At 67.6% G+C, this 19,527-nt stretch carries 25 protein-coding genes; 9 read left to right on the top strand and 16 right to left on the bottom strand.

Translation table 11 applies throughout. The features are described from left to right. Positions 1–1,008, top strand: a 1,008-nt coding sequence (locus HPA02_RS18285) for a hypothetical protein (RefSeq protein ID WP_186810013.1), incomplete at its 5' end; no start/stop codon positions are given. Positions 1,009–1,098: 90 nt separating this feature from the next. Here the strand turns inward: HPA02_RS18285 and xthA are convergent. Both xthA and HPA02_RS16225 read right to left on the bottom strand, forming a co-directional pair. After that, positions 1,099–1,926, bottom strand: coding sequence for an exodeoxyribonuclease III (xthA, locus tag HPA02_RS16220; RefSeq protein ID WP_146804266.1), 828 nt, complete (start codon positions 1,924–1,926; stop codon positions 1,099–1,101). Then, a complete protein-coding gene (locus tag HPA02_RS16225) occupies positions 1,926–2,162 on the bottom strand; it encodes a hypothetical protein (protein ID WP_146804245.1) in 237 nt (78 codons plus the stop codon). The genes xthA and HPA02_RS16225 overlap by 1 nt, the downstream gene beginning before the upstream one ends. Before the next feature lie 169 nt (positions 2,163–2,331). Between HPA02_RS16225 and HPA02_RS16230 the strand changes: the two genes are divergently transcribed. Both HPA02_RS16230 and dinG read left to right on the top strand, forming a co-directional pair. Then, positions 2,332–3,618, top strand: coding sequence for a DEAD/DEAH box helicase (locus HPA02_RS16230; RefSeq protein ID WP_146804246.1), 1,287 nt, complete (start codon positions 2,332–2,334; stop codon positions 3,616–3,618). Between the two features lie 4 nt (positions 3,619–3,622). Then, on the top strand, positions 3,623–5,755 hold the full coding sequence (gene dinG / locus HPA02_RS16235) for an ATP-dependent DNA helicase DinG (protein WP_146804247.1): 2,133 nt from the start codon (positions 3,623–3,625) through the stop codon (positions 5,753–5,755). A gap of 71 nt (positions 5,756–5,826) precedes the next feature. Here the strand turns inward: dinG and HPA02_RS16240 are convergent, their stop codons facing one another. Continuing rightward, positions 5,827–6,903: a 3-deoxy-7-phosphoheptulonate synthase gene (locus HPA02_RS16240; RefSeq protein ID WP_146804248.1), complete on the bottom strand. Its 1,077-nt coding sequence runs from the start codon at positions 6,901–6,903 to the stop codon at positions 5,827–5,829. Positions 6,904–7,210: 307 nt separating this feature from the next. Between HPA02_RS16240 and rpoE the strand changes: the two genes are divergently transcribed. The 6 genes from rpoE (at position 7,211) to HPA02_RS16270 (ending at position 13,229) form a co-directional block, all read left to right on the top strand. Then, positions 7,211–7,816, top strand: coding sequence for an RNA polymerase sigma factor RpoE (gene rpoE / locus HPA02_RS16245; protein ID WP_146804249.1), 606 nt, complete (start codon positions 7,211–7,213; stop codon positions 7,814–7,816). A 181-nt stretch (positions 7,817–7,997) separates the two neighbouring features. Next, positions 7,998–8,663, top strand: coding sequence for a sigma-E factor negative regulatory protein (locus HPA02_RS16250; protein WP_146804250.1), 666 nt, complete (start codon positions 7,998–8,000; stop codon positions 8,661–8,663). A gap of 53 nt (positions 8,664–8,716) precedes the next feature. Continuing rightward, entirely contained in the window at positions 8,717–9,649 is a 933-nt protein-coding gene (locus tag HPA02_RS16255; RefSeq protein WP_244945952.1) for a MucB/RseB C-terminal domain-containing protein, read from the top strand. A gap of 1 nt (position 9,650) precedes the next feature. Beyond that, positions 9,651–10,100 carry a SoxR reducing system RseC family protein gene (locus tag HPA02_RS16260; RefSeq protein WP_146804252.1) on the top strand — a complete coding sequence of 150 codons (450 nt, stop codon included), beginning with the start codon at positions 9,651–9,653 and terminating at the stop codon, positions 10,098–10,100. Positions 10,101–10,171: 71 nt separating this feature from the next. Then, entirely contained in the window at positions 10,172–11,584 is a 1,413-nt protein-coding gene (locus tag HPA02_RS16265) for a DegQ family serine endoprotease (protein ID WP_146804253.1), read from the top strand. Positions 11,585–12,002: 418 nt separating this feature from the next. Continuing rightward, positions 12,003–13,229 (top strand): tyrosine-type recombinase/integrase, encoded by a 1,227-nt coding sequence (locus HPA02_RS16270; protein ID WP_146804254.1) that lies wholly within the window; start codon positions 12,003–12,005, stop codon positions 13,227–13,229. Between the two features lie 207 nt (positions 13,230–13,436). Here the strand turns inward: HPA02_RS16270 and HPA02_RS16275 are convergent, their stop codons facing one another. The 13 genes from HPA02_RS16275 to HPA02_RS18495 form a co-directional block, all read right to left on the bottom strand. Beyond that, positions 13,437–13,709 carry a hypothetical protein gene (locus HPA02_RS16275; RefSeq protein ID WP_146804255.1) on the bottom strand — a complete coding sequence of 91 codons (273 nt, stop codon included), beginning with the start codon at positions 13,707–13,709 and terminating at the stop codon, positions 13,437–13,439. Next, positions 13,702–14,256 (bottom strand): HD domain-containing protein, encoded by a 555-nt coding sequence (locus HPA02_RS16280; protein WP_146804256.1) that lies wholly within the window; start codon positions 14,254–14,256, stop codon positions 13,702–13,704. The genes HPA02_RS16275 and HPA02_RS16280 overlap by 8 nt, the downstream gene beginning before the upstream one ends. Beyond that, positions 14,253–14,528, bottom strand: coding sequence for a hypothetical protein (locus tag HPA02_RS16285; protein WP_146804257.1), 276 nt, complete (start codon positions 14,526–14,528; stop codon positions 14,253–14,255). Before HPA02_RS16285 ends, HPA02_RS16280 begins: the two co-directional genes overlap by 4 nt. Further along, on the bottom strand, positions 14,521–14,820 hold the full coding sequence (locus HPA02_RS16290; protein ID WP_146804258.1) for a hypothetical protein: 300 nt from the start codon (positions 14,818–14,820) through the stop codon (positions 14,521–14,523). Before HPA02_RS16290 ends, HPA02_RS16285 begins: the two co-directional genes overlap by 8 nt. Then, positions 14,820–15,506, bottom strand: coding sequence for a hypothetical protein (locus HPA02_RS16295; protein WP_146804259.1), 687 nt, complete (start codon positions 15,504–15,506; stop codon positions 14,820–14,822). The genes HPA02_RS16290 and HPA02_RS16295 overlap by 1 nt, the downstream gene beginning before the upstream one ends. Next, positions 15,503–15,934 (bottom strand): hypothetical protein, encoded by a 432-nt coding sequence (locus tag HPA02_RS16300; protein ID WP_146804260.1) that lies wholly within the window; start codon positions 15,932–15,934, stop codon positions 15,503–15,505. The genes HPA02_RS16295 and HPA02_RS16300 overlap by 4 nt, the downstream gene beginning before the upstream one ends. Continuing rightward, the gene (locus tag HPA02_RS16305) at positions 15,931–16,194 is read right to left on the bottom strand and encodes a hypothetical protein (RefSeq protein WP_146804261.1); all 264 of its coding nucleotides are present in this window, start codon (positions 16,192–16,194) and stop codon (positions 15,931–15,933) included. Before HPA02_RS16305 ends, HPA02_RS16300 begins: the two co-directional genes overlap by 4 nt. Beyond that, positions 16,191–16,382: a hypothetical protein gene (locus HPA02_RS16310; RefSeq protein ID WP_146804262.1), complete on the bottom strand. Its 192-nt coding sequence runs from the start codon at positions 16,380–16,382 to the stop codon at positions 16,191–16,193. Before HPA02_RS16310 ends, HPA02_RS16305 begins: the two co-directional genes overlap by 4 nt. After that, entirely contained in the window at positions 16,379–16,864 is a 486-nt protein-coding gene (locus HPA02_RS16315) for a hypothetical protein (RefSeq protein ID WP_146804263.1), read from the bottom strand. Before HPA02_RS16315 ends, HPA02_RS16310 begins: the two co-directional genes overlap by 4 nt. Positions 16,865–16,915: 51 nt before the next feature. Next, positions 16,916–18,316, bottom strand: a complete 1,401-nt coding sequence (locus HPA02_RS16320; protein ID WP_146804264.1) for a DNA cytosine methyltransferase — start codon at positions 18,314–18,316, stop codon at positions 16,916–16,918. 127 nt (positions 18,317–18,443) lie between these two features. Beyond that, positions 18,444–18,668: a hypothetical protein gene (locus HPA02_RS16325; protein WP_146804265.1), complete on the bottom strand. Its 225-nt coding sequence runs from the start codon at positions 18,666–18,668 to the stop codon at positions 18,444–18,446. A 36-nt stretch (positions 18,669–18,704) separates the two neighbouring features. Beyond that, the gene (locus HPA02_RS16330; RefSeq protein ID WP_222594007.1) at positions 18,705–19,103 is read right to left on the bottom strand and encodes a nucleoside triphosphate pyrophosphohydrolase family protein; all 399 of its coding nucleotides are present in this window, start codon (positions 19,101–19,103) and stop codon (positions 18,705–18,707) included. 147 nt (positions 19,104–19,250) lie between these two features. Next, positions 19,251–19,527: single stranded DNA-binding domain-containing protein (locus HPA02_RS18495; protein ID WP_503560996.1), on the bottom strand; the 277-nt coding region annotated here is incomplete at its 5' end.

A 19,527-nucleotide genomic window follows, 5' to 3' on the forward strand; every position in this document is an offset into this window, starting at 1 on the left:
GAGCCGGCCCTGCCCGCCGCCACCATCCGCGACCTGGAGGGACTCCAGCAGCGCTTGGCGGCGGGGGAGAGGGCGGTGGTGGGCGAGCGTGCCGCGGCCCAGTACACACGCCTGGCCGCCGGCAATGCCGCCGACCGCTGGGCCGCGGCCCTCTACGCCCAGCTGGCCGCCCGCGCCGAGGCCGCCGCCGGGCGCCACGCCGCCGCCGCCGATCACCTGGCGCGGGCGCGCTCGCTGGTGGAGCCCGGCGAGCGCCACGACCGCTGGCTGCGTCGCGAGGCGGAGCTGCGCCTGGCCGCGGACCAGACCGCCCGGGGCGCCGAGCTGCTCCAGGCCTGGGTGCGCGATCATCCCCAGGAGCGGGCACCGCGTTGGCGCCTGGTGCGGGCCCTGGCCGAGCTGGAGCGCTGGGGGGCCGCCGCCGACTGGATCTCGGCGGGTGGCTCGCCCGACCAGCAGGCCCTGGCCGCCACCGTCTATCAGCGCGCCGGCCGCGGCGGCGAGGCCCTGGCCCGGCTGGAAGCCAGGTTGGAGAGAGGTGCCGATGCCGCGACCTGGCGTCGCGCCGTGGGCCTGGCCCAGCGGCTGGGCCGCCATGCGCGGGCCGCGGCCCTCTGGGAGGCGGGCTGGCGGGAAGGTGTCTTCGCGGGGCGCGAGGACCTGGAGCGGCGTATCCGTCTGCACCTGGCCGGGGGCACCCCGGCCAGGGCCGCCGAGCTACTGGAGGCGGCCCTTGAGGAGCATGCCCTGGAGGACAGCCTCGAGCGCCGGCGTCTGCTGGCCCAGGCCTGGGAGGCGGCCCGGGACCGCGAGCGGGCCCTGAACGCCTGGCGAGTGCTGGCCGAGGAGAGCGACGTGGCGCAGGATTGGCTGGCCCTGGGGCGTCTGGCCTATGCCTGGGGGCGGGACGCGACCGCCGCCGACGCCTGGGCGCGGGCGGCGGCCCTAGGAGACGCGCGGGCCGAGGCCTGGTTGGCCACCCTGGACTCCGCCGAGGCCCTTGATTAAGCCCTTGAGTAGGCCCTCCGCGTCATCTCGCAGGTCGGGTGAGCGAGCCGAGGCGCACGACGCGATGGAGTGGCTTACCGACGAAGTGGTTTAGAGCGCCAGCTCGGTCCACACCGGGGCATGATCCGAGGGCTTCTCCATGCCGCGCAGGACGTAGTCGATGCCGGCATCCTCGACGCGCTCGGCCAGCGGCGCGGTGACCAGGATATGGTCGATGCGCAGGCCTCGCTTGGGCTCGCGATTGAAGCCCTTGGAGCGGTAATCGAACCAGCTGAAGCGGTCGTCGATGTCCGGGTAACGGACCCGGTAGCTGTCCACCAGGCCCCAGGCCTTGATGCCCTCGAGCCATTCCCGCTCCACCGGCTGGAAGCTGGTCTTGCCGTCGCGCAACCAGCGCTTGCGGTTGGCCTCGCCGATGCCGATATCGCTATCCTCCGGCGAGATATTGAAATCTCCCATCACCGCCAGGCGCTCGGTCGGGCGGTGATCCTCCGTCAGCAGGCGCCTGAGCTGGGCATAGAACTGGCGCTTGTGGGGAAACTTCACCGGATGTTCGATGTTCTCCCCCTGGGGGAAGTAGCCGTTCCATACCGTCAGCGGCTCGCCCCCCGCGGGGCGCAGGCGCACCCCGATCATCCGCCGCTGGGCCCCCTCGGCATCGTCCGGGAAGCCGTAGTAGACGCTTTCCGGCTCGCCGCACTGGGCGGGGTCGATCATCAGCGCCACCCCGTAGTGGCCCTTCTGGCCGTGGAAGTAGACGCGATAGCCCAGGGCCTCCACCGCCGCGCGGGGAAACTCCGGGTCATCCACCTTGGTTTCCTGCAGGCCGATCAGCGCCGGGCGCTGGCTCGCCACCAGCGCCTCCAGCTGGTGAAGGCGGGCGCGGATGCCGTTGATATTGAAGGACACCAGGCGCATCATTCGTCGTCCTTGTCGGCGCGTTTCGGGTGAATCTCGATGCGCGGGGCCTGCTCCTGGCGGGCCTGCTTGCGCTCGGCCTGACGCTTGCGCTGGTCGGCCTTCTTCTGCTGGAAGCGCTGCGACGACCCCACCTCGTCGGGGTTCTCGTGTCGCCACTTCTTGTAGTCCTTGCGCCGGCCGGTGCGGATGGTCACCCGGTCGGCCAGGGAGCGGGTCTTTTTCTTGCGGGTCATGAGTAGCGGCTCCATTGCGCGTTGGCCACCTATTCTAGCAGGGCGGTCGCGTCCTGAGACAGCTTGGCGAGCCCTGGCGACCAAGCCCTGCTACAATACCCCGCTTGGAATCGCCCGGGCATGTCGCCAGGCCACATCCACTGAACGATTTGGGACAGAATCACAGCCTATGAGCGAGTCGGATAACCCCACAGCAGCGGCGCCGCAGCCGGCCCAGAACCGCAAACCCAAGCGTCGGCGTCGCAAGCCGCGCAAGTCCGGGTCCAACTGGGACCTGCGCCAGTTCCAGGTGCCGGCGGTGGCGGGCAAGTGGCGCTTCCATGACTTCGATCTGCCGCTGCCCCTGATGCGGGCCATCCATGCCCTGGGCTTCGAATACTGCACCCCGATTCAGGCCGAGGCCCTGGCCAAGACCCTGCTCGGTGGCGACGTGGTCGGCAAGGCCCAGACCGGCACCGGCAAGACCGCCGCCTTCCTGATCTCGATCCTCGCCTACTTCCTCGAGGAGGAGGCCCCGGATGGCCAGAAGCCCGGCGCGCCCCGGGCGCTGATCGTCGCGCCGACCCGCGAGCTGGCGCTGCAGATCGAGAAGGATGCCAAGGCCCTGGCCCGCTTCACCCAGCTCAATGTGGCCAGCGTCGTCGGCGGCATGGACTACCAGAAGCAGCGCGACAATCTGGGCAAGAAGCTCGATATCCTGGTCGCCACCCCGGGGCGCCTGCTCGACTTCCACGAGAAGCGCGACGTCGACCTGACCCAGGTCGAGGTGCTGGTGCTGGACGAGGCGGATCGCATGCTCTCCATGGGCTTTATCCCCGACGTCAAGCGCATCATCCGCCATACCCCCAAGAAGGAAGAGCGTCAGACCTTCCTCTTCTCGGCCACCTTTACCGAGGACATCCTCAACCTGGCCAGCCAGTGGACCCATGAGGCGGCCCAGGTGGAGATCGCCGTCACCGTCGACAACCAGGCGGATATCGATCAGCGGGTCTACCTGGTCAGCGATGCCGACAAGCAGCGCCTGCTGGTCAAGCTGCTGCAGCAGGAGAGCTTCGAGCGGGTCATCGTCTTCGGCAACCGCCGCGATCTGGTGCGCAAGCTCGACGAGCTGCTGCGCCAGGCCGATATCAATGTGGCGATGCTCTCCGGCGACGTGCCCCAGAACCAACGCATCACCACCCTGGAGCGCTTCCGCGAGGGCGAGGTGCAGGTGCTGGTGGCCACCGACGTGGCGGGTCGCGGCCTGCATATCGATGACGTCAGCCATGTGATCAACTACACCCTGCCGGAGGATCCGGAGGACTACGTCCACCGCATCGGGCGTACCGGCCGGGCCGGCGCCAAGGGCGTGTCGATCAGCTTCGTGGGCGAGGAGGATGCCTTCTCGCTGCCGGAGATCGAGCGCTATATCGACGCCAAGCTGCCCTGCGAGCATCCGCCGGAAGGCTTGCTCTGAGGCCATGCTCGACGAGGCCCTGAAGGGCGAGATCCAGACCGCCTACCGGCGCCTACTGGAGGGGCTCGAGCTGACGCCCCGCTATGGCCAGCGGCTGATGATCGCCGAGATCGCCCGCACCCTGGCCGGCATCCAGGCCGACGAGGCCGGCAAGCGGCTCAGCGACGAGCATGTCTGCGTGCTGGAGGCGGGCACCGGCACCGGCAAGACCCTGGCCTACCTGCTGGCGGCCTTGCCGGTGGCCAAGGCCCGCGGCAAGCGCCTGGTGGTGGCCACCGCCACCGTGGCCCTCCAGGAGCAGGTCCTGCACCAGGACCTGCCGCTGCTCAAGACCCATAGCGGCCTCGAGTTCGACTTCGCCCTGGCCAAGGGGCGCGGGCGCTACCTCTGCGTGGCACGCCTCGACCAGGCCCTGGAGGGCTGCGAGGAGAATCCCACCCTGGCGCTCTTCGAGCAGGCCCTCGACAGCGGCGACGACTTCCAGGCCCTGGCCAAGGCCATGGGCGAGGCCTATGGCGGCGGGCGCTGGGAGGGCGACCGCGATGCCTGGCCCGAGGCCATCGAAGACGCCCACTGGCGGCGCCTGACCATCGACCATCGCCAGTGCACCAACCGCCGCTGCGGCCACTTCTCCGCCTGTGCCTTCTTCCGCGCCCGGCGTCGCCTGGAGGGTGCCGACGTCATCGTCGCCAACCACGACCTGGTGCTGGCGGACCTGGCCCTGGGCGGTGGGGTGGTGCTGCCGGCTCCCGGCGAGTGCATCTATGTCTTCGACGAGGGCCACCACCTGCCGGACAAGGCGATTGAGCACTTTACTCATCGCTTCGCCGTCAACGGCGCCCTGCGCTGGCTGGGCACCCTCAAGAAGTCGCTCACCGAACTCAACGCGGCGCTGGCCGTGCAGCCCACCCTGGCTCGCCTGCTGGCGACCCTGCCGGAGGCCCTGGCGGCCTTGGAGCCGCGCCTCGGCGAGGTGTTCGGATTGGCCCACCAGCTCGCCGAGCTACCCGAAGGGGCCGGCGACAGCGCCCAGCATCACCGCTTCCCGATGGGCGAGGCGCCTCAGGCGCTGCGCGATCAGGCCGCCGCCCTGGTGCCGGTATTCGCCGAGATGAGCCGCACCCTGGAGAGCATGGCGGATATCCTCCGCGAGAGCCTCGACCCGGAGAAGTCCACCGGCCTGCCCCGGGAACAGGCGGAGGCCTGGCTGCCGCTGGTGGCCCTGCTGCATGGTCGCGCCCTGGAGGCCCACGCCCTGTGGCTGGCCTTCGCCGAGCAGGATGACCCCGCCGAGCCGCCCCGGGCCCGCTGGCTGACCTTCGAGCGCTTCCAGGGCGAGCCGGACCTCTTGATCTCGGCGAGCCCGGTGTCGGCGGCCTCGACCTTGGCCCGTCACCTCTGGGGCAGCTGCTATGGCGCCGTGGTCACCTCGGCCACCCTGACCGCCCTGGGGCGCTTCGAGCGCCTCCAGGAGCGCGCCGGGTTGGCCAATCGCTACCGCTACCAGCGCCTGCCCAGCCCCTTCGATTATTCCCGGGCGGTGCTCAGCGTGCCCCGGGAGGCGGTGGACCCGGGTAACCGCGAGGCCCACGAGGCGGCGATCCTCGATTTTATCGGCGGCCTCGGTGCCGACGAGGCGGTGTTGATGCTGTTCTCGTCCCGGGCCCAGCTGCGTGCCGTGGAGAAGGCGCTGCCCAAGGCGCTGGCCGAGCGGGTACTGGCTCAGGATCGCCTGCCCAAGCGCGAGCTGATCGAACGCCATCGGGCGCGGGTGGATAAGGGCCAGGGCAGCATCATCTTCGGCCTGGCCAGCTTCGCCGAGGGCATCGACCTGCCCGGCGCCTACCTGACCCATGTAGTGATCACCCGGCTGCCCTTCGCGGTGCCCGATGACCCGGTGGGGGCGACCCTGGCGGAGTGGATCGAGAGTCGCGGCGGCAACGCCTTTATGCGCATCAGCGTGCCGGATGCCTCCATCAAGCTGGTGCAGGCCTGTGGGCGGCTGATCCGCAAGGAGGCCGATGCCGGGCGCATCAGCCTGCTCGATCGCCGGGTGCTGACCCGGCGCTACGGCCGCGCCCTGCTCGATGCCTTGCCGCCCTTCGTGCGCGAGATCGATGGGGTGCGTCAGGGATAAAGCTCGCTTCTGGTGCCATCAACGACAGGGCCCGCCAATTGGCGGGCCCTGTCGTTGATGGGGGGTGAGGCTTAGCCGCGGGGGCGGGTCGGCAGTACCGCCTTGAGCTTGTCGTCCATGCGGTGCAGGGCCTCCTCGGTGGCGTCCCAGTCGATGCAGGCGTCGGTGATGGAGACGCCGTACTGCAGCTGGCTGCGGTCCGCCGGCACCTTCTGGTTGCCCCAGCCGATATTGGACTCGATCATCAGGCCCATGATCGAGTGGTTGCCCTCGAGGATCTGGTTGGTGACGTTCTCCAGTACCAGCGGCTGCAGGGCCGGGTCCTTGTTAGAGTTGGCGTGGGAGCAGTCGACCATGATATTGGCCTTGAGGCCGGCCTTCTTCAGCTCCTGCTCGGCCAGCGCCACGCTGACGCTGTCGTAGTTGGGCTTGCCGTTGCCGCCGCGCAGCACCACATGGCCATAGGCGTTGCCGCGGGTACGGATGATCGCCACCTGGCCGCCCTGGTCGATGCCCAGGAAGTTGTGCGGGTGGGCCACCGACTGCAGGGCGTTGATGGCCACGTCCAGGCTGCCGTCGGTGCCGTTCTTGAAGCCCACCGGGCAGGAGAGGCCCGAGGCCATCTCGCGGTGGGTCTGGGACTCGGTGGTGCGGGCGCCGATGGCCGACCAGCTGATGCAGTCCTGTAGGTACTGGGGGGAGATCGGGTCCAGCGCCTCGGTGGCCAGGGGCAGGCCCATCTCGGCCAGCTCCACCAGCAGGCGGCGGGCGATATGCAGCCCCTCCTCGATCTCGAAGGAGTCGTTCATATGCGGGTCGTTGATCAGCCCCTTCCAGCCCACGGTGGTGCGCGGCTTCTCGAAGTAGACGCGCATCACGATCAGCAGGCTCTCCTTGACCTCGTCGGCCAGGCGGCGCAGGCGGCGCGCATAGTCCAGGGCGGCGTCCACGTCATGGATGGAGCAGGGGCCCACCACCATCAGCAGGCGCGGATCCTCGCCGTCGAGGATACGCTGGATGGCCCCACGCCCCTCGATCACGGTGCGCTCGGCCTCCTCGGTCAGGGGGATCTCCTGCTTGAGGGCCTCGGGGGTGATCAGGACGTCCTGGGCGAGAACATTGAGATTGTTGACCTGCTGTTGTGACATGCGGCTACCTGTGATGAATCGCGCGGTAATATAAGGGTGTGTCCGAGTAGGCTTCTACTATCGCTCGCCGTCTGGGCGGAAATCAATCGTACCATGGAACTCGCCGCCGTCGGCGCAGTCACAGGCCCTCGTGAGTCGCGCGCATGCCGCTTGATGGAATGCCGATAAACAGGAACACTTACGCTAATCCATCACCCCTGCCAGGTTAAGGTCGACGTCTATGATGCCCCCCTTTGTCACGCTCCCCGCCAGTCAGGCCGCGCCGTCTCCCCTGGCGCCATGCGCCGCCCGGATGGGGAGGGGCTGAATGGGCAACCGCGAAACCGATCAGCGCCTCGTCGAGCGGGCGCAGCAGGGCGATACCCGGGCCTTCGATCTGCTGGTCAAGAAGTATCAACACAAGATTCTCGGCCTGATCGGGCGCTATGTGCACGACCAGGCCGAGGTCCAGGACGTGGCTCAGGAGGCCTTTATCAAGGCCTACCGGGCGCTGGGCAAGTTCCGCGCCGAGAGTGCCTTCTATACCTGGATGTATCGCATCGCCATCAATACCGCCAAGAATCACCTGGTCTCCCGGGGGCGCCGCCCGCCGGGCAGTGACCTGGATATCGTCGACGCCGAGATCCTCGACCATAGCGGGCGACTCGCCGATATCGAGTCGCCGGAGGCCTCCATCGCCCGGGATCAGCTGGAGGCGGCGGTCTTCGAGGCCATCGAGCAGCTCCCCGAGGACCTGCGCACCGCCATTACCCTGCGCGAGTTCGACGGGCTCTCCTACGAGGATATCGCCCAGGTGATGGACTGCCCGGTGGGCACGGTACGTTCGCGGATCTTCCGCGCCAGGGAGGCGGTGGATCGGCATATCCAGCCGCTGGTGACCACGTCGCGGACCCAAGACCTGGTCTCCGAATGAGCCGGGGCGAAACTTTTGCCAGGCGGCTGAACTGTTGGCGGTCCTTGGCGTCACAGGAGATGCCATGAGGTTGCGACAAATTCACGCAGGATGACGCGGCTGCGCTATGCACCGCTGGGGGGCCGCCGGGCCCGGGTCTGTTTATCGGCGTTATGCCGTGTCGAGTGTGAGGGTAGAGGTAATGAAGCAGAACACGCGGGAGTCATTGTCCGCCTTGATGGACGATGAGGGTGACGATCTGGAGTTGCGCCGTGTCCTCAAGTCGCTGGAGGCCGAGCCGCAGGCGGCCGATACCTGGCGACGCTATCATCTGGCCCGCAGCGCCATGCGTCGGGAGCGCGACACGGCTCCCGATATCGACCTCTCCGCCGGCATTCTGGCGCGCCTGGAGGGCGAGCCGGCCCCCGGTCGAGCGGTCGAGAGGTCGCCGCGGCGCTTCGCCTCCTGGGCAGGGCGTGCCGCCGTGGCCGCGGGGGTCTCCCTGGCGGTGATCACCGGGGTGCAGTTTTACAACCAGGGCGAGGGCGTCCCCGAGATGGCCGGTCGCGATGCCGCCACCCAGGCGCCCCTGGCCGCCGCCGATGCGTCGCCGACGCGCCCCTCCCTGGTGGACTTGCCGCTCTTCCAGCGCGGCACTCAGGGTGGCGCCTCGCCGCTGATGACGGTGGGAGCCGAGTCGCCCTGGCAGGCCGCCAATTCCCGCCAGTCCCAGCGTAACGATCAACAGCAGGCATTATTGCTGCAGTCCTACCTCGATCGTCATGCCCAGGGCAGTGCCTATCGCAGTGGCGACGCCTGGATGCCGCTGCTGCGGGCCTCCGCGAGCGAGCTCCAAGGGCAGCGCTGATGCGGGGGTGGCCAAGACGACGCGAGCGGCTGGTCCTGTGGCTGGGTCTTGGCTTGGGCCTTAGCCTCGGCTTGAGTGGCCTGGCCGTGGCGCAGGAGCCGGAGCCGGGGTTCGACTGCCGTGGGTTGGCCGCCGAACCGGCCCCCGAGACTCCCGCCGCGTGGTTCGAGCGCAGCCTCTGGGCCAATCACTGCTATCTCTTCGAGGCCAGGGCCGTGCGCATCAGTGGCGAGGGCGTGCGCGCCCTGGCCCTGACCCATCAGGTGGAGAATGGCCTACAGCGGGAAGTGGCCCATTACCTGGATGGTCCGCCGCTCACCTATGAGCGCCTGGGCAAGGTGGGGCGCGGCGGCTGGGCGCGTAGCGACGATGAGGTGCCCGCCTCCCCGAATGCCATCATGGCCCACCTGGATGACTTCTACCGGCTGCGCCTGGCCGAGGATGCCCGGGTCGCCGGTCGCGAGGCCCTGCGCCTGGATATCGAACCCCTGGATGCCATGCGTTTCGGTCAGCGCCTGTGGCTCGACCGCGCGACCGGCCTGCCCCTCAAGCAGGAGCTGCTGGATGTCGAGGGGCGAGTCCTGGAGACCTTTCAGCTCACCGAACTGGACGCGCCGCGCCTCTATGCGGGGCGGGTGCGCTTCGATCGGTTGCGTGAACCGCCCCCCGAGACCTGGCGCCCCGGCTGGCTGCCGCCGGGCTATGTGGCCCAGCCGGTGGTGACCACCAGCAGCCTGCACGGCGAACGGGTAGGGCACCGAGTCTACAGCGACGGCCTGTCGAGCCTGAGCCTCTTCGTCGAACCCCTGACCGAGGACTTTCCGGCCTTGGCGCCGGGCCTGCACCGCCTGGGGATCTCCTACGCGGCGGTGCGGCATCAGGAGCTGGGCGGGCGTGTCATGCAGGTGATGGCCCTGGGCGAGGTGCCGCCTCGGGTCCTGTTGCAGGTGGTGGATCGCCTGCAATGGCAGCCGGGAGCGCCGTGACATGGCCTCCGAGTCGCGGCTGCTGATCGCCGAGGGGCGGGTGATCGCCCCCTTCGAGGGGGGCGCCTGGGTCGATTTCACCCCCCTGGCCGGCTGCCAGGGGTGTGCCGCGAGTCAGGGCTGCGGCACCGGCCTCTGGGCTCGCTGGCGTGGGGCGAGGCCCCGGCGTCTGGCCATCGAGAGCCCGCGCCCGCTGGCGGCCGGCGAGCGGGTGGCGGTGGCGCTGCCGGCCCGGCGCCTGGTTCAGGGGGCCCTGAGTCTTTACGGACTGCCCCTGGGCGCCGGCCTGGGGCTGGGGGCCTGGGGCGAGTGGCGTTTCGGCGCCGATAGCCCCGTGGTGATCCTCACCCTGCTGGCCGGCCTGGCCCTGGGGGCCGGGCTGTCGCGGCTGGTGGCCGGTCACCATGGTGCCCGCTATCGGCCGCGGCTGCATGAGCCGCCGCCCGCCTAGCCCTGGTTGCCCCGTCGGTTTCTTGATGTTTCGTCTCATCAACGTATCGCGTCAATTCGTAGGAGCGTCTCATGCAACCCCTTCGCCATCTCGTCCCAGCCTGGCTCGTCCTCCTGGTCGCCCTGGTGGTTGGATCCTCCGCCCAGGCCCAGGAACTGCCCGACTTCCGTTCCCTGGTGGAGCAGGCCGCCCCCGGGGTGGTCAATATCTCCACCACCCGGGTGGTGCCGTCCCGCTACCAGCAGTTCTACGGACCCGGCGAGGAGCTGCCGGAACTGCTACGGCGCTTCTTCGGCGATCAGATCCCCATGCCGCCGGGGCAAGGGCGTGAGCGCGGGCAGGAGCGTCACTCCTTGGGCTCGGGCTTTATCATCGACGCCGATGGCTATGTGCTGACCAATGCCCATGTGGTGGAGGGCGCCGACGAGATCCTGGTGCGCCTCAACGATCGCCGCGAGCTCCCCGCCGAGGTGGTGGGCGTCGACAGCCAGACCGACGTGGCCCTGCTCAAGGTCGAGGCCGAGGGGCTGCCGACCCTGGCCCTAGGCGATTCGGACGGCCTGCAGGTGGGGGAGTGGGTGGCCGCCATCGGTTCCCCCTTCGGCTTCGATCACTCGGTGACCGCCGGTATCGTCAGCGCCATCAATCGCACCCTGCCGCGGGACGCCTATGTGCCCTTTATCCAGACCGATGTGGCCATCAACCCCGGCAACTCCGGGGGGCCGCTGTTCAACCTCGCCGGCGAGGTGGTCGGCATCAATTCGCAGATCTTCACCCGCAGCGGCGGCTTCATGGGGCTCTCCTTCGCCATTCCCATCAACGTGGCCATGGATATCGCCGATCAGCTGCGCGCCGACGGTCATGTCAGTCGGGGCTGGCTGGGGGTGGTGATTCAGCCGGTCTCCCGCGACCTGGCCGAGTCCTTCGGCCTGGATACCCCCCATGGCGCCCTGGTCGCCGACCTCGACCCCGAGGGCCCGGCGCGCCGTGATGGCATTCAGGCCGGCGATGTGATCGTCGCCGTGGATGGCGAGGAGGTGGAGCGCTCCAGCCATCTGCCGCGGCTGATCGGGCGGGTCAGCCCGGGCAACGAGGTGACCCTGACGGTGATGCGCGATGGCGCCGAGCGGCGCCTCGAGGTGACCGTCGGTGCCTGGCCGGATGCCGAGACCGATGTGGCCGCCGGCAAGAGCGCCGGCGGTGCTCGCCTGGGCCTGATGGTCGGCGAACTGAGCGAGGGCGAGCGCGAGCGCCTGGGCATCGAGGCCGGGGTGCGAGTGCGTCAGGTGGAGCCGGGCGGTGCCGCCTACGAGGCGGGCATCCGCGGCGGCGATATCATCGTCTCGGTGGATCATCGGCCCATCGCCTCCAGCGACGACCTGGTCGCCGCGGTCGCCGACCAGTCGGGGGAGCGGGCCCTGCCGGTGCGTCTCTACCGGGAGGGGCGCTCCCTCTATGTGGCGCTGCGGCTCGAGCCGCGCTGAGGCCATCGGCATCGGGGCCCCGCGGGGCCCCGATGCGTTTCTGGCCTCGCTGTCCAAGCCGCGGCCATGCCGGTACAATGCGCGCAAGCTTTCGGCGCGATCCCCCGGCGGGTGGCATGGCCGTCACGGCCAGGAGCGCCTACACGAATCGGATCCCAGTGCATGAGCAGCAAAGAAAACCGTAAAGAAATCAGTCACATACGCAATTTTTCCATCATCGCTCATATCGACCATTAACCTCGCCGCACTGATACGAACTGCCCTGAAACCCCCTTCCAAAAGCCCTTCATTTCTAGCCTTCTGCCCTTCTCTGCGCCGCACTGAGTCCGACTGAGACTTTCTACCAGGCACTAGAAATCTGTACTCAGCTGCGTACATACTCAGCCCCACGACACACGTTGCTGGGGAGCATGTACACATGGCGCTGACCGACGCCTGGCTGAAGTCCGTCCATCGCAAGCCGCGGGACGCCACTACCGAGAAAGCAGATCGCGATGGGCTTGGCGCCCGGGTGACACCGACCGGCAAGGTCATCTTCCAGTTGCGCTTTCGCTATCTGGGAAAGGCGGCACGAATGGATCTTGGCACCTACCCCACCATGACGCTCAAGCAGGCCCGCGATGAGGCGCTGCGCCGTAGGGGGCAGCTTGAGCAAGGTCATGATCCACGGGTAATGAAGCGCCTGGAGCAGACGGCCATCACCGAAGCCCCCACCAATGAGCGCCTGGTGCGCGACTGGCACGAGCGCTACTGCAAGGAGCACAAGTCGGGAGAGGCTGAAATCCTGCGCAGCTTTGAGCTGCATGTCTTCCCTGACCTGGGGAAACTGCCGGCGGACGAGACAGGGCTGCGCCAATGGATGGAGTTGCTCGAGCCGCTAGCAGCGAATAAGCCGCGAATCGCCGAGCGCGTGCTGACCAACATGAAGCAGGCGCACAAGTGGGGCGCCAAGCGCGGGATAGTTGAGCAACAGCCGCTGGCTGCGATCACCGCCAAGGAGGATCTCCGGATCAACCGGAAGTGGGTGAAGGGCAGGGCGCTTGAAGAAAGCGAGCTATGGGTGTTGTGGCAGGCCATGGAGCGGTCGCGGATGCCGCTGCGCTCCAAGCTCTTTGTGAAGCTGGTGCTGCTATATGGGTGTCGCCCGGGAGAGTTGATCGGGGCAAGGAGAGAAGAGTTCGACTTCGAGGAGGGAGTGTGGGAGATACCGCCGGAGCGGCATAAGACGGGGCGGGTGACGGGGCGGGCATTGCGCCGCCCCATCATTGAGGAGATGGCACCACTGCTGAAGCAGGCCATGGGGCTGTCGCTGCTTCCTGACTTGCTGTTCAGTGGCGAATCGAAGGCAGTGCCGCTCAACGACCGGTCAGTGCTTAGCTTCCCCTACAACATCATGCGGGTGGCGAAGAAGCAGATGAAAAGCGAGATGACGCACTGGTCGATGTATGACCTGCGCAAGACGGCGCGGACGCACTGGTCTACGCTGGCTGATCCCCACGTCTGCGAGTTGATGCTGGGGCATGTGCTGCCGGGCGTCTGGCAGGTCTATGATCGGCACGACTACCTGGAAGAGCAGGCGGCGGCTTATCGGGCCTGGCATGAACGGCTTATGCGGCTCGTGTCTGGCGATCCTCCCACGCCTTGATGTCGCTCTCCCTCCAACGGGATTCGGCCCCATGCCCGCCCTGGATCACCGGGCGGGGGAAACCGCGTTGCTTCTGCCATCTCAGCAAGGTGTCGGGGCTGCGTCCGTAGCGCTCGCAGAGTTGGCTGGTACTGATCAGTCGGTCGTCAGTCATAGCATCCTCCAGGCGTAAAAAAGCCGCCCTTGGGCGGCGGTGTAGGTGGTGGCTCAGGGCCGGGGCCGGAACCAGCCGAGGTAGTAGGCCCCGCGAATCTCGATGTTCCCGTTGTTACGCAGGTATTGCGGGACGCTTTCTACAAGGCTCGCGCCCATCATCTTCCTGATCTGCCGTTCGTCGGTGATGGACTGGCGTTCCCGCATCCAGACCGTTGTGATGCGCTCGGCGTAGTATTCGCCCCTGCGCCCGTCGGGCGTGTACCGGACGACCAGCTTGAAGTGGTGCTGGCGGCCGGTGATCGCGCTCAGTAGGCCGTCAACCATCACTGCCTCCCGGCCTTGCCGCCCTGACCTTCGCCTCACCCTCGATCATGAGTCCCCAGGCGCGACGCCATAGGGCCTGGTCGCCATGGCACATCACGCTGAGCAGCTCCCGCTTCTCGGCGAGGTAGACCTGGGCAAACCCTGGGTCGCGCTCGACAATGCTGGACGTGTTGTCGATCAGGTCGGCGTACTTGATGGTCTGGGAGTCCGGATGGATGCGGGCCAGCCTGTCGCGCTCCAGCGCCTTGCGTCGCTCCCGGTTGCCCTGCTCGGGGTCGGTGAACTGATCCGTGAGTTCGAAGACGTAGCCGGCCACCCCCAGGCCGAACTCGCGGGCGATGTCGTCGTGGCTGACGTGTGTGTCCTCCACCACGTCGTGCAGGTAGGCGGCAGCCACCATTTCAGGCGTTCCGCCGACGCTCTCGACCGTGGCCGCCACTGCCGCCGGATGCTCGTGGTAGGGCTCTCCGGTGTACTTGCGTCGCTGACCGACTGCCTGGTGAGCCGCACGGCTGAAAAGGGCTGCTCGCCCGATGATGCTCGTCATGACCCACCTCTCTCCCTCTCCCCTCCCGCCAGCCCATCCCCCGCCTGCGGGTACCGGCGCATCTTCGCCTGCCACTCGCTGAGCAGCCTGGCAAGCTGGCGCCAGGGCTCTCGCGTGCTCTCATAGGTCACCACTAGGTCGCCCTCTTCGAGCATATCGGCCAGGGCGCCGCTGGGGGTGGTGACCTCCACCACCCGGTATCGCCCACCCTTATCTCGGTGCGTCCAGTCGCTGAGCGTCAGGTCGCGCTTGATCGACCATAGGTCATTCATGGTCACCTCCCGGCTTCGGCGCGGCAGCGAGCGCATCCCGCCATCGCCGCGGCGCGGTGACAAGGTTGCCCGGCGTCAGTACATCCATCATGTCGGCAGTGGCCTCCACCGGCACTGTCTGCCAAGGCTCCTCAGGGGTGGGGATGCGGGGGCCGACAGTATGGATGATGCCATCCGGCAAAGGACCGCCCCTGTCAGCCATGAACCACTGGCCGTCAGTGTGTTTGGCGGCTTCCCATGCCTCCGAGATGAGCGGGGATACCTGAACCCAATACCAGCCATTCTCTCGCATCACTCCTCCCCTACCTTGGCGGCCTCGGCTTGGCGTCGGTAGTTATCGGCCAGATCCTTAAGCCATTGCGCCACTGCAACCTGGCGCTTGACCTTTGCCGTCCTGACAGCGCTATCCAACGCCTCTGCCTTCATTTTCGCGTCCCGGCGGGCGACGACTTGAGCAACCACTTTCGGATCATCGCTGCGCTGGTGCAGCATCATGGCCAGGTTGGCGATGTCCTCGAGATTACCGGCATTGCCTTTGCTTACATGACCCACCAGCTGGTCGGCCAGAAATTCGGCGGTGCACTTGCTCGGGTCATCCCAGCCGTCGCGGCCCTTAGCTCGGGCGTCAGCCAGCTTGGCTTTCATCGCCGCTGCGAAACGGTCCACAGCGGCATCGTCAGGATGGCGGGCTAGGGAGGTGGCGGGCGCCCCTTTCAGGGCGTGATGGAGGTCACGCCCCATCTTTGAGCGCCAACCTGGTGAGGTAAACTCGTAGGGCTCACCGTCCTTCATGGTGTGCATCGGATGGTCAACGCGGTCCTCGTCGGCTATGCGTTGCGCCGCCTCCACATGCGCCGCCAGGGCCTGCTCCCTGGCCTCGGCCTCGCGCAGCCGGGCGATCAGTGCGAGAGCGGCGTCGGGGGCCGCGGCGGCCCCGCGCCTGGCCAGCGCCTCCATTCTGTCGATGTCGATGGTCATGATTTCTCTCCCTGCTTGCTGATCCACTCTTCGCGCTCGGCCAGCCACTTCGCATCCCTCGGCTCGCCGCCGGGGTGCTCTCCGTTGCAGCCTTCAGCGCTGGCCATGAAGCCGGCCAGGTATGCCTCGCGCTGCTTCTCGGCGATCAGCCGATTCAAGGCTTCGCGGCCGGCCACATCACGGTCACTCAGCAGATGTTCCACGCCCAGCTCTCCCCAGAGCGCCACCTCGCCATTGAGGTGGTAGCCGGCCAAGCCAGAGGAGTCCTGAATCAAGGCCCGAATCTCGTCGGTGACGATGGTGTGCCGCATTGCCAGGGATTCCAGCTCCTCGGCCAGGGTGGCCTTCTCGATCTCCAGCTCGGCATTCCGCTGGGCCAGTTGCTCATATGCGGCGTCAGGCGCCAGGGTCTCGGCGGTTGCGGTCATGATGCGTCTCCGTTCTCGCTGTTCTGGTAGGGCCGCTGAGCATGCAGCGGGCATCCGGCGCTGGTGCACTCGCGAATCATCCGCCGGGCGCCACTCTCCTCGCCGCCGCCCATGCACTCCCAGCACTTTGCGGTGATGGCCAATCGCAGGCTCTTGGGGTTCTGGCGTGCTTTTTCGATGGGGTCGAGTCGGACGACTTCGCCGGCGGCTCGCTTCTCGGCCATGGCCAGGCGGGCTTTCTCCAGGGCTGCATTGCTCACGGTGTGTTCTCCAGGTTGTCTCTGATCCATTCCAGCTCCTCGGCGTGGCTGGCGTCCTGCAGGACTATCTGCCCGCTCGGGGAGCGAATGATTCTGTGATGCTTGCCGGCGCCGCGGCGGGGTATGCGTTCGATGGTGTAGCCGTGCTTGGCCCAGAGGCCGTTGGGGCTGTTGGGGCGGGGCGTCATGCCTCTCTCCTTGATGTCTTGGTTACCAGCGGCCAGGCGCGTACCACGTCGTGGCTGTGGTGGCGGGGATTGCCGCCGTCGCGAGCCTGCCGCAGCATGTCGCGCCAGGTGTCGGTCAGCTCGGCGAGCCGCTGCACTTGGCCGGTTGTGATCTCGATCGCGTGCCGGTATTCACCGCCCTGGCCGTCGTGGAAGACGGCCTCGGCCTCGACCCGCCAGAGGAACTTGCCGGCCTCGCCGTACTCGGCGGAGACCTGGCGGCGATCCCCGGGCACGCTGGGCGGGAAGTGCCAGTGACCGGTCAGGCCGTGCACGATCTCTCCGGTATGCCACTCCTCCTGGACGGGGATGCCGTCGAAGCGGGCACCAATCAGCCAGCGGTGGGCTCGGGCGATGTAGCGGTCCACGCCGGCCCGGCCCATGCCGGCGGCGCGGTTATGGCGCTGCGATTTCTCGGCGGCGCGGCGTTGGGCTCGGTTCATAGGGCCTCCAGAACGAAGCGGGCCGCCTCAGTGGGCGGCCCGGGTGTGGGGTCAGGTGATGGCTTCCACTTGTTCGATGCGGCGTCCAATCCAGGCCATGCACGGCACGGCCATGCTGTTGCCGATGGCCTTATAACGAGGGCCGTCGGCGGCGACGGACTTGTTGCGATAGGGAATGGCAGTGTGGCCGTCGGGGAATCCCTGGAGGCGTTCGCACTCGACGGGCATCAGGCGGCGGACGCGCAGCCCCTGAAACACAGGGTTCGTGACGCCGGCCTCTTTGCCGGTCTTGGCGCCGCCGGACTTGTGCCAGTTGCTGGTCAGCGTGGCGGCGACGGGATTGGCCACGTAGTGCTGCTGCTGTACGCCTGGTGCGGCGGCGATGTCGCCGGTTACTTGGCCGTCTCCGCCGACCTGGCGAACCTCGCTGCGGCTGTTCTGGGTGAAGCATACTGGAGCGGCCACGCCGTGCTGCTTTCCTGCCTGTAACGTGAACATTGGGTCGCCATCTTCACCGATGCCGATACCCGCGCGCGGGTCAGTCGTGGACTTCCCGGTCCGGGCGCCGGGCTCCAGCAGAGGCACTGCAACGGTCGGCACGCCACGCCCGGTGCCGTCCTCGCTGCATCCTTTACCGTTGTTGGCGGTGTTCAGGGCATGGGTAATGTCGCCGGTTACCGATTGAGCCACCAAGTCGGATGCGCCTTTGTGATCTCTCGCCAGGAAGGGGGATGCCAGGCCGTCCTGGGCATACTGTCCAAACTCGACCAGCCGATACGGGACGACATGTCCAGCCATCGCCTGATCTAAGCAGCTTCCTCCGTCGGAGGCGCGGAGCGTGCCTGCTGCATCAGCGCCGCATTCAGCATCGGCGGCGGCGTCTTGCCCCTGGTCTCGGCGCGGCGCAGTATTCCCCGACAGGCTTTCGCGCTCAAAAAGTACCGCTGCGGCACGTCGCCAGTCTCCAAGATGGCCGACAACGAACACACGGCGGCGTCGCTGGGCCACTCCGAAGAACTGAGCGTCAAGCACTCGGTAGCTGAACCCATACCCGAGTTTGACCAACCCCCCGAGGAAGGCACCAAAATCCCGTCCTCCGTTGCTCGACAGGACGCCGGGGACGTTCTCCCATACCACCCAGCGGGGGCGATATTGGTCAGCAATGGCAAGAAAGGTGAGCGCGAGGTTGCCACGCGGGTCATCCAGTCCTCGGCGCAGTCCGGCGACGCTGAATGACTGGCACGGGGTTCCTCCGACGAGAACATCGATAGCTGCATCGGGCCACTCCTTGAACTTGGTCATGTCGCCCAGATTGGGGACGTCGGGCCAGTGGTGGGCGAGCACGGCCGACGGGAAGGGTTCAATCTCGGAGAAGAACTGCGGCGTCCAGCCGAGCGGCCCCCACGCCACGCTGGCGGCTTCTATTCCCGAGCACACGCTGCCGTATCGCATAGGGTCTCCCTGGCATGAAAAAGCCCCGGCGTTGCCGAGGCTCAGAATCGGTTGCGCCGCTCCCCGGGCGGCGTGACGCCCCACTCCCGGGCGGTGACGTTCAGCATCGAGGCGATGGCGAGGAGGGTCATGCGGCGCCGGCCTCCTTGTGCTGCTTGGCGCCGCGATACATCGCCCACTTGTCCCAGTGGATGCAGCTCTCCACCCCGTCCTCGTTCAGCCAGTAGAAGTGGGTTCGGTCGGGGTTGAGCATCAGCGCATAGCCGTCGGGCATTTGCACAAAGCCCAGCATGTCGTCGCAGCGTGACGACCCCGTCGCCTCGTGCTCAAGCACGATGTCCAGCAGGCTCATGTCTCGATCCTTGGCCCTGCGGGGCGGTGGTGGGGATCAGTACTTCTTCCCGCCGGGCGCAGCGCGATTCTCCGGCTTGTGGTCGGCGCGTTCGGCGTTATAGGCGAGCTTCTCGATCACGGCCCCGATGATGTCGTGGCCAGCTCGGCCACCCAGGTCGAAGATGCGGATCACGGCGTCGGCCAGTTCGACTTCGGTCATCTGACGATGGGGCAGCTTGTCGTCCATCAGCCCCTTGCGGTGTCCCTCCATGGCCTCGCTGACCTCGGAGTGAATCAAGCACAGCTTCTGCGCGAAGCGCTCGGGGGTGAGCTCGTGCGGCTCGCCCGTTTCCGGGTCATTCCACCACCCGGCATTTAGCGCCTGGCGGTGGCAGTGTTCCGCCAGGCGGCGAGCGCCGGCTATCTCATTGATCCCGATCTGAATCTGATTCATGGCATCGTTCCTGCTGCAGTTGAGTGATGCCCCATCTCGGAGGGGTGGCCGGCATTGCCCGCACCTGCCGCCTTGCGGTGCGCCCGGCCCGCCACTCCAGGCCCGTCCTGGCGAGCAGCCTCGGTAGCGGCCGGGGTGTCGTGTGGGTTAGCCGCCGCAAGCGTTGTGCAGCGCGGCAAAGGGGATAGGGTCGTCGAACTCCCCGCCCGGCGGGTGCGGCGGCGCCGGTTGTTGTGCGCCGTACTGGCCCGGGGCGGGCTGCTGGGGTGGCGGGTGGCCGCCCTGGGGCTGCTGTTGGCCACGGGGTGGGGCATAGCCGCCTTGCTGCTGGTAGCCACCGGCCTGGCCACCACCGCGGCTATCGAGCATCTGCAAGTCGTTGGCGACGATCTCTGTGCTATAGCGGTCCTGGCCGTCCTGGGCC

The sequence above is a fragment of the Bisbaumannia pacifica genome, assembly GCF_007989625.1.
Classification (GTDB): domain Bacteria; phylum Pseudomonadota; class Gammaproteobacteria; order Pseudomonadales; family Halomonadaceae; genus Bisbaumannia; species Bisbaumannia pacifica.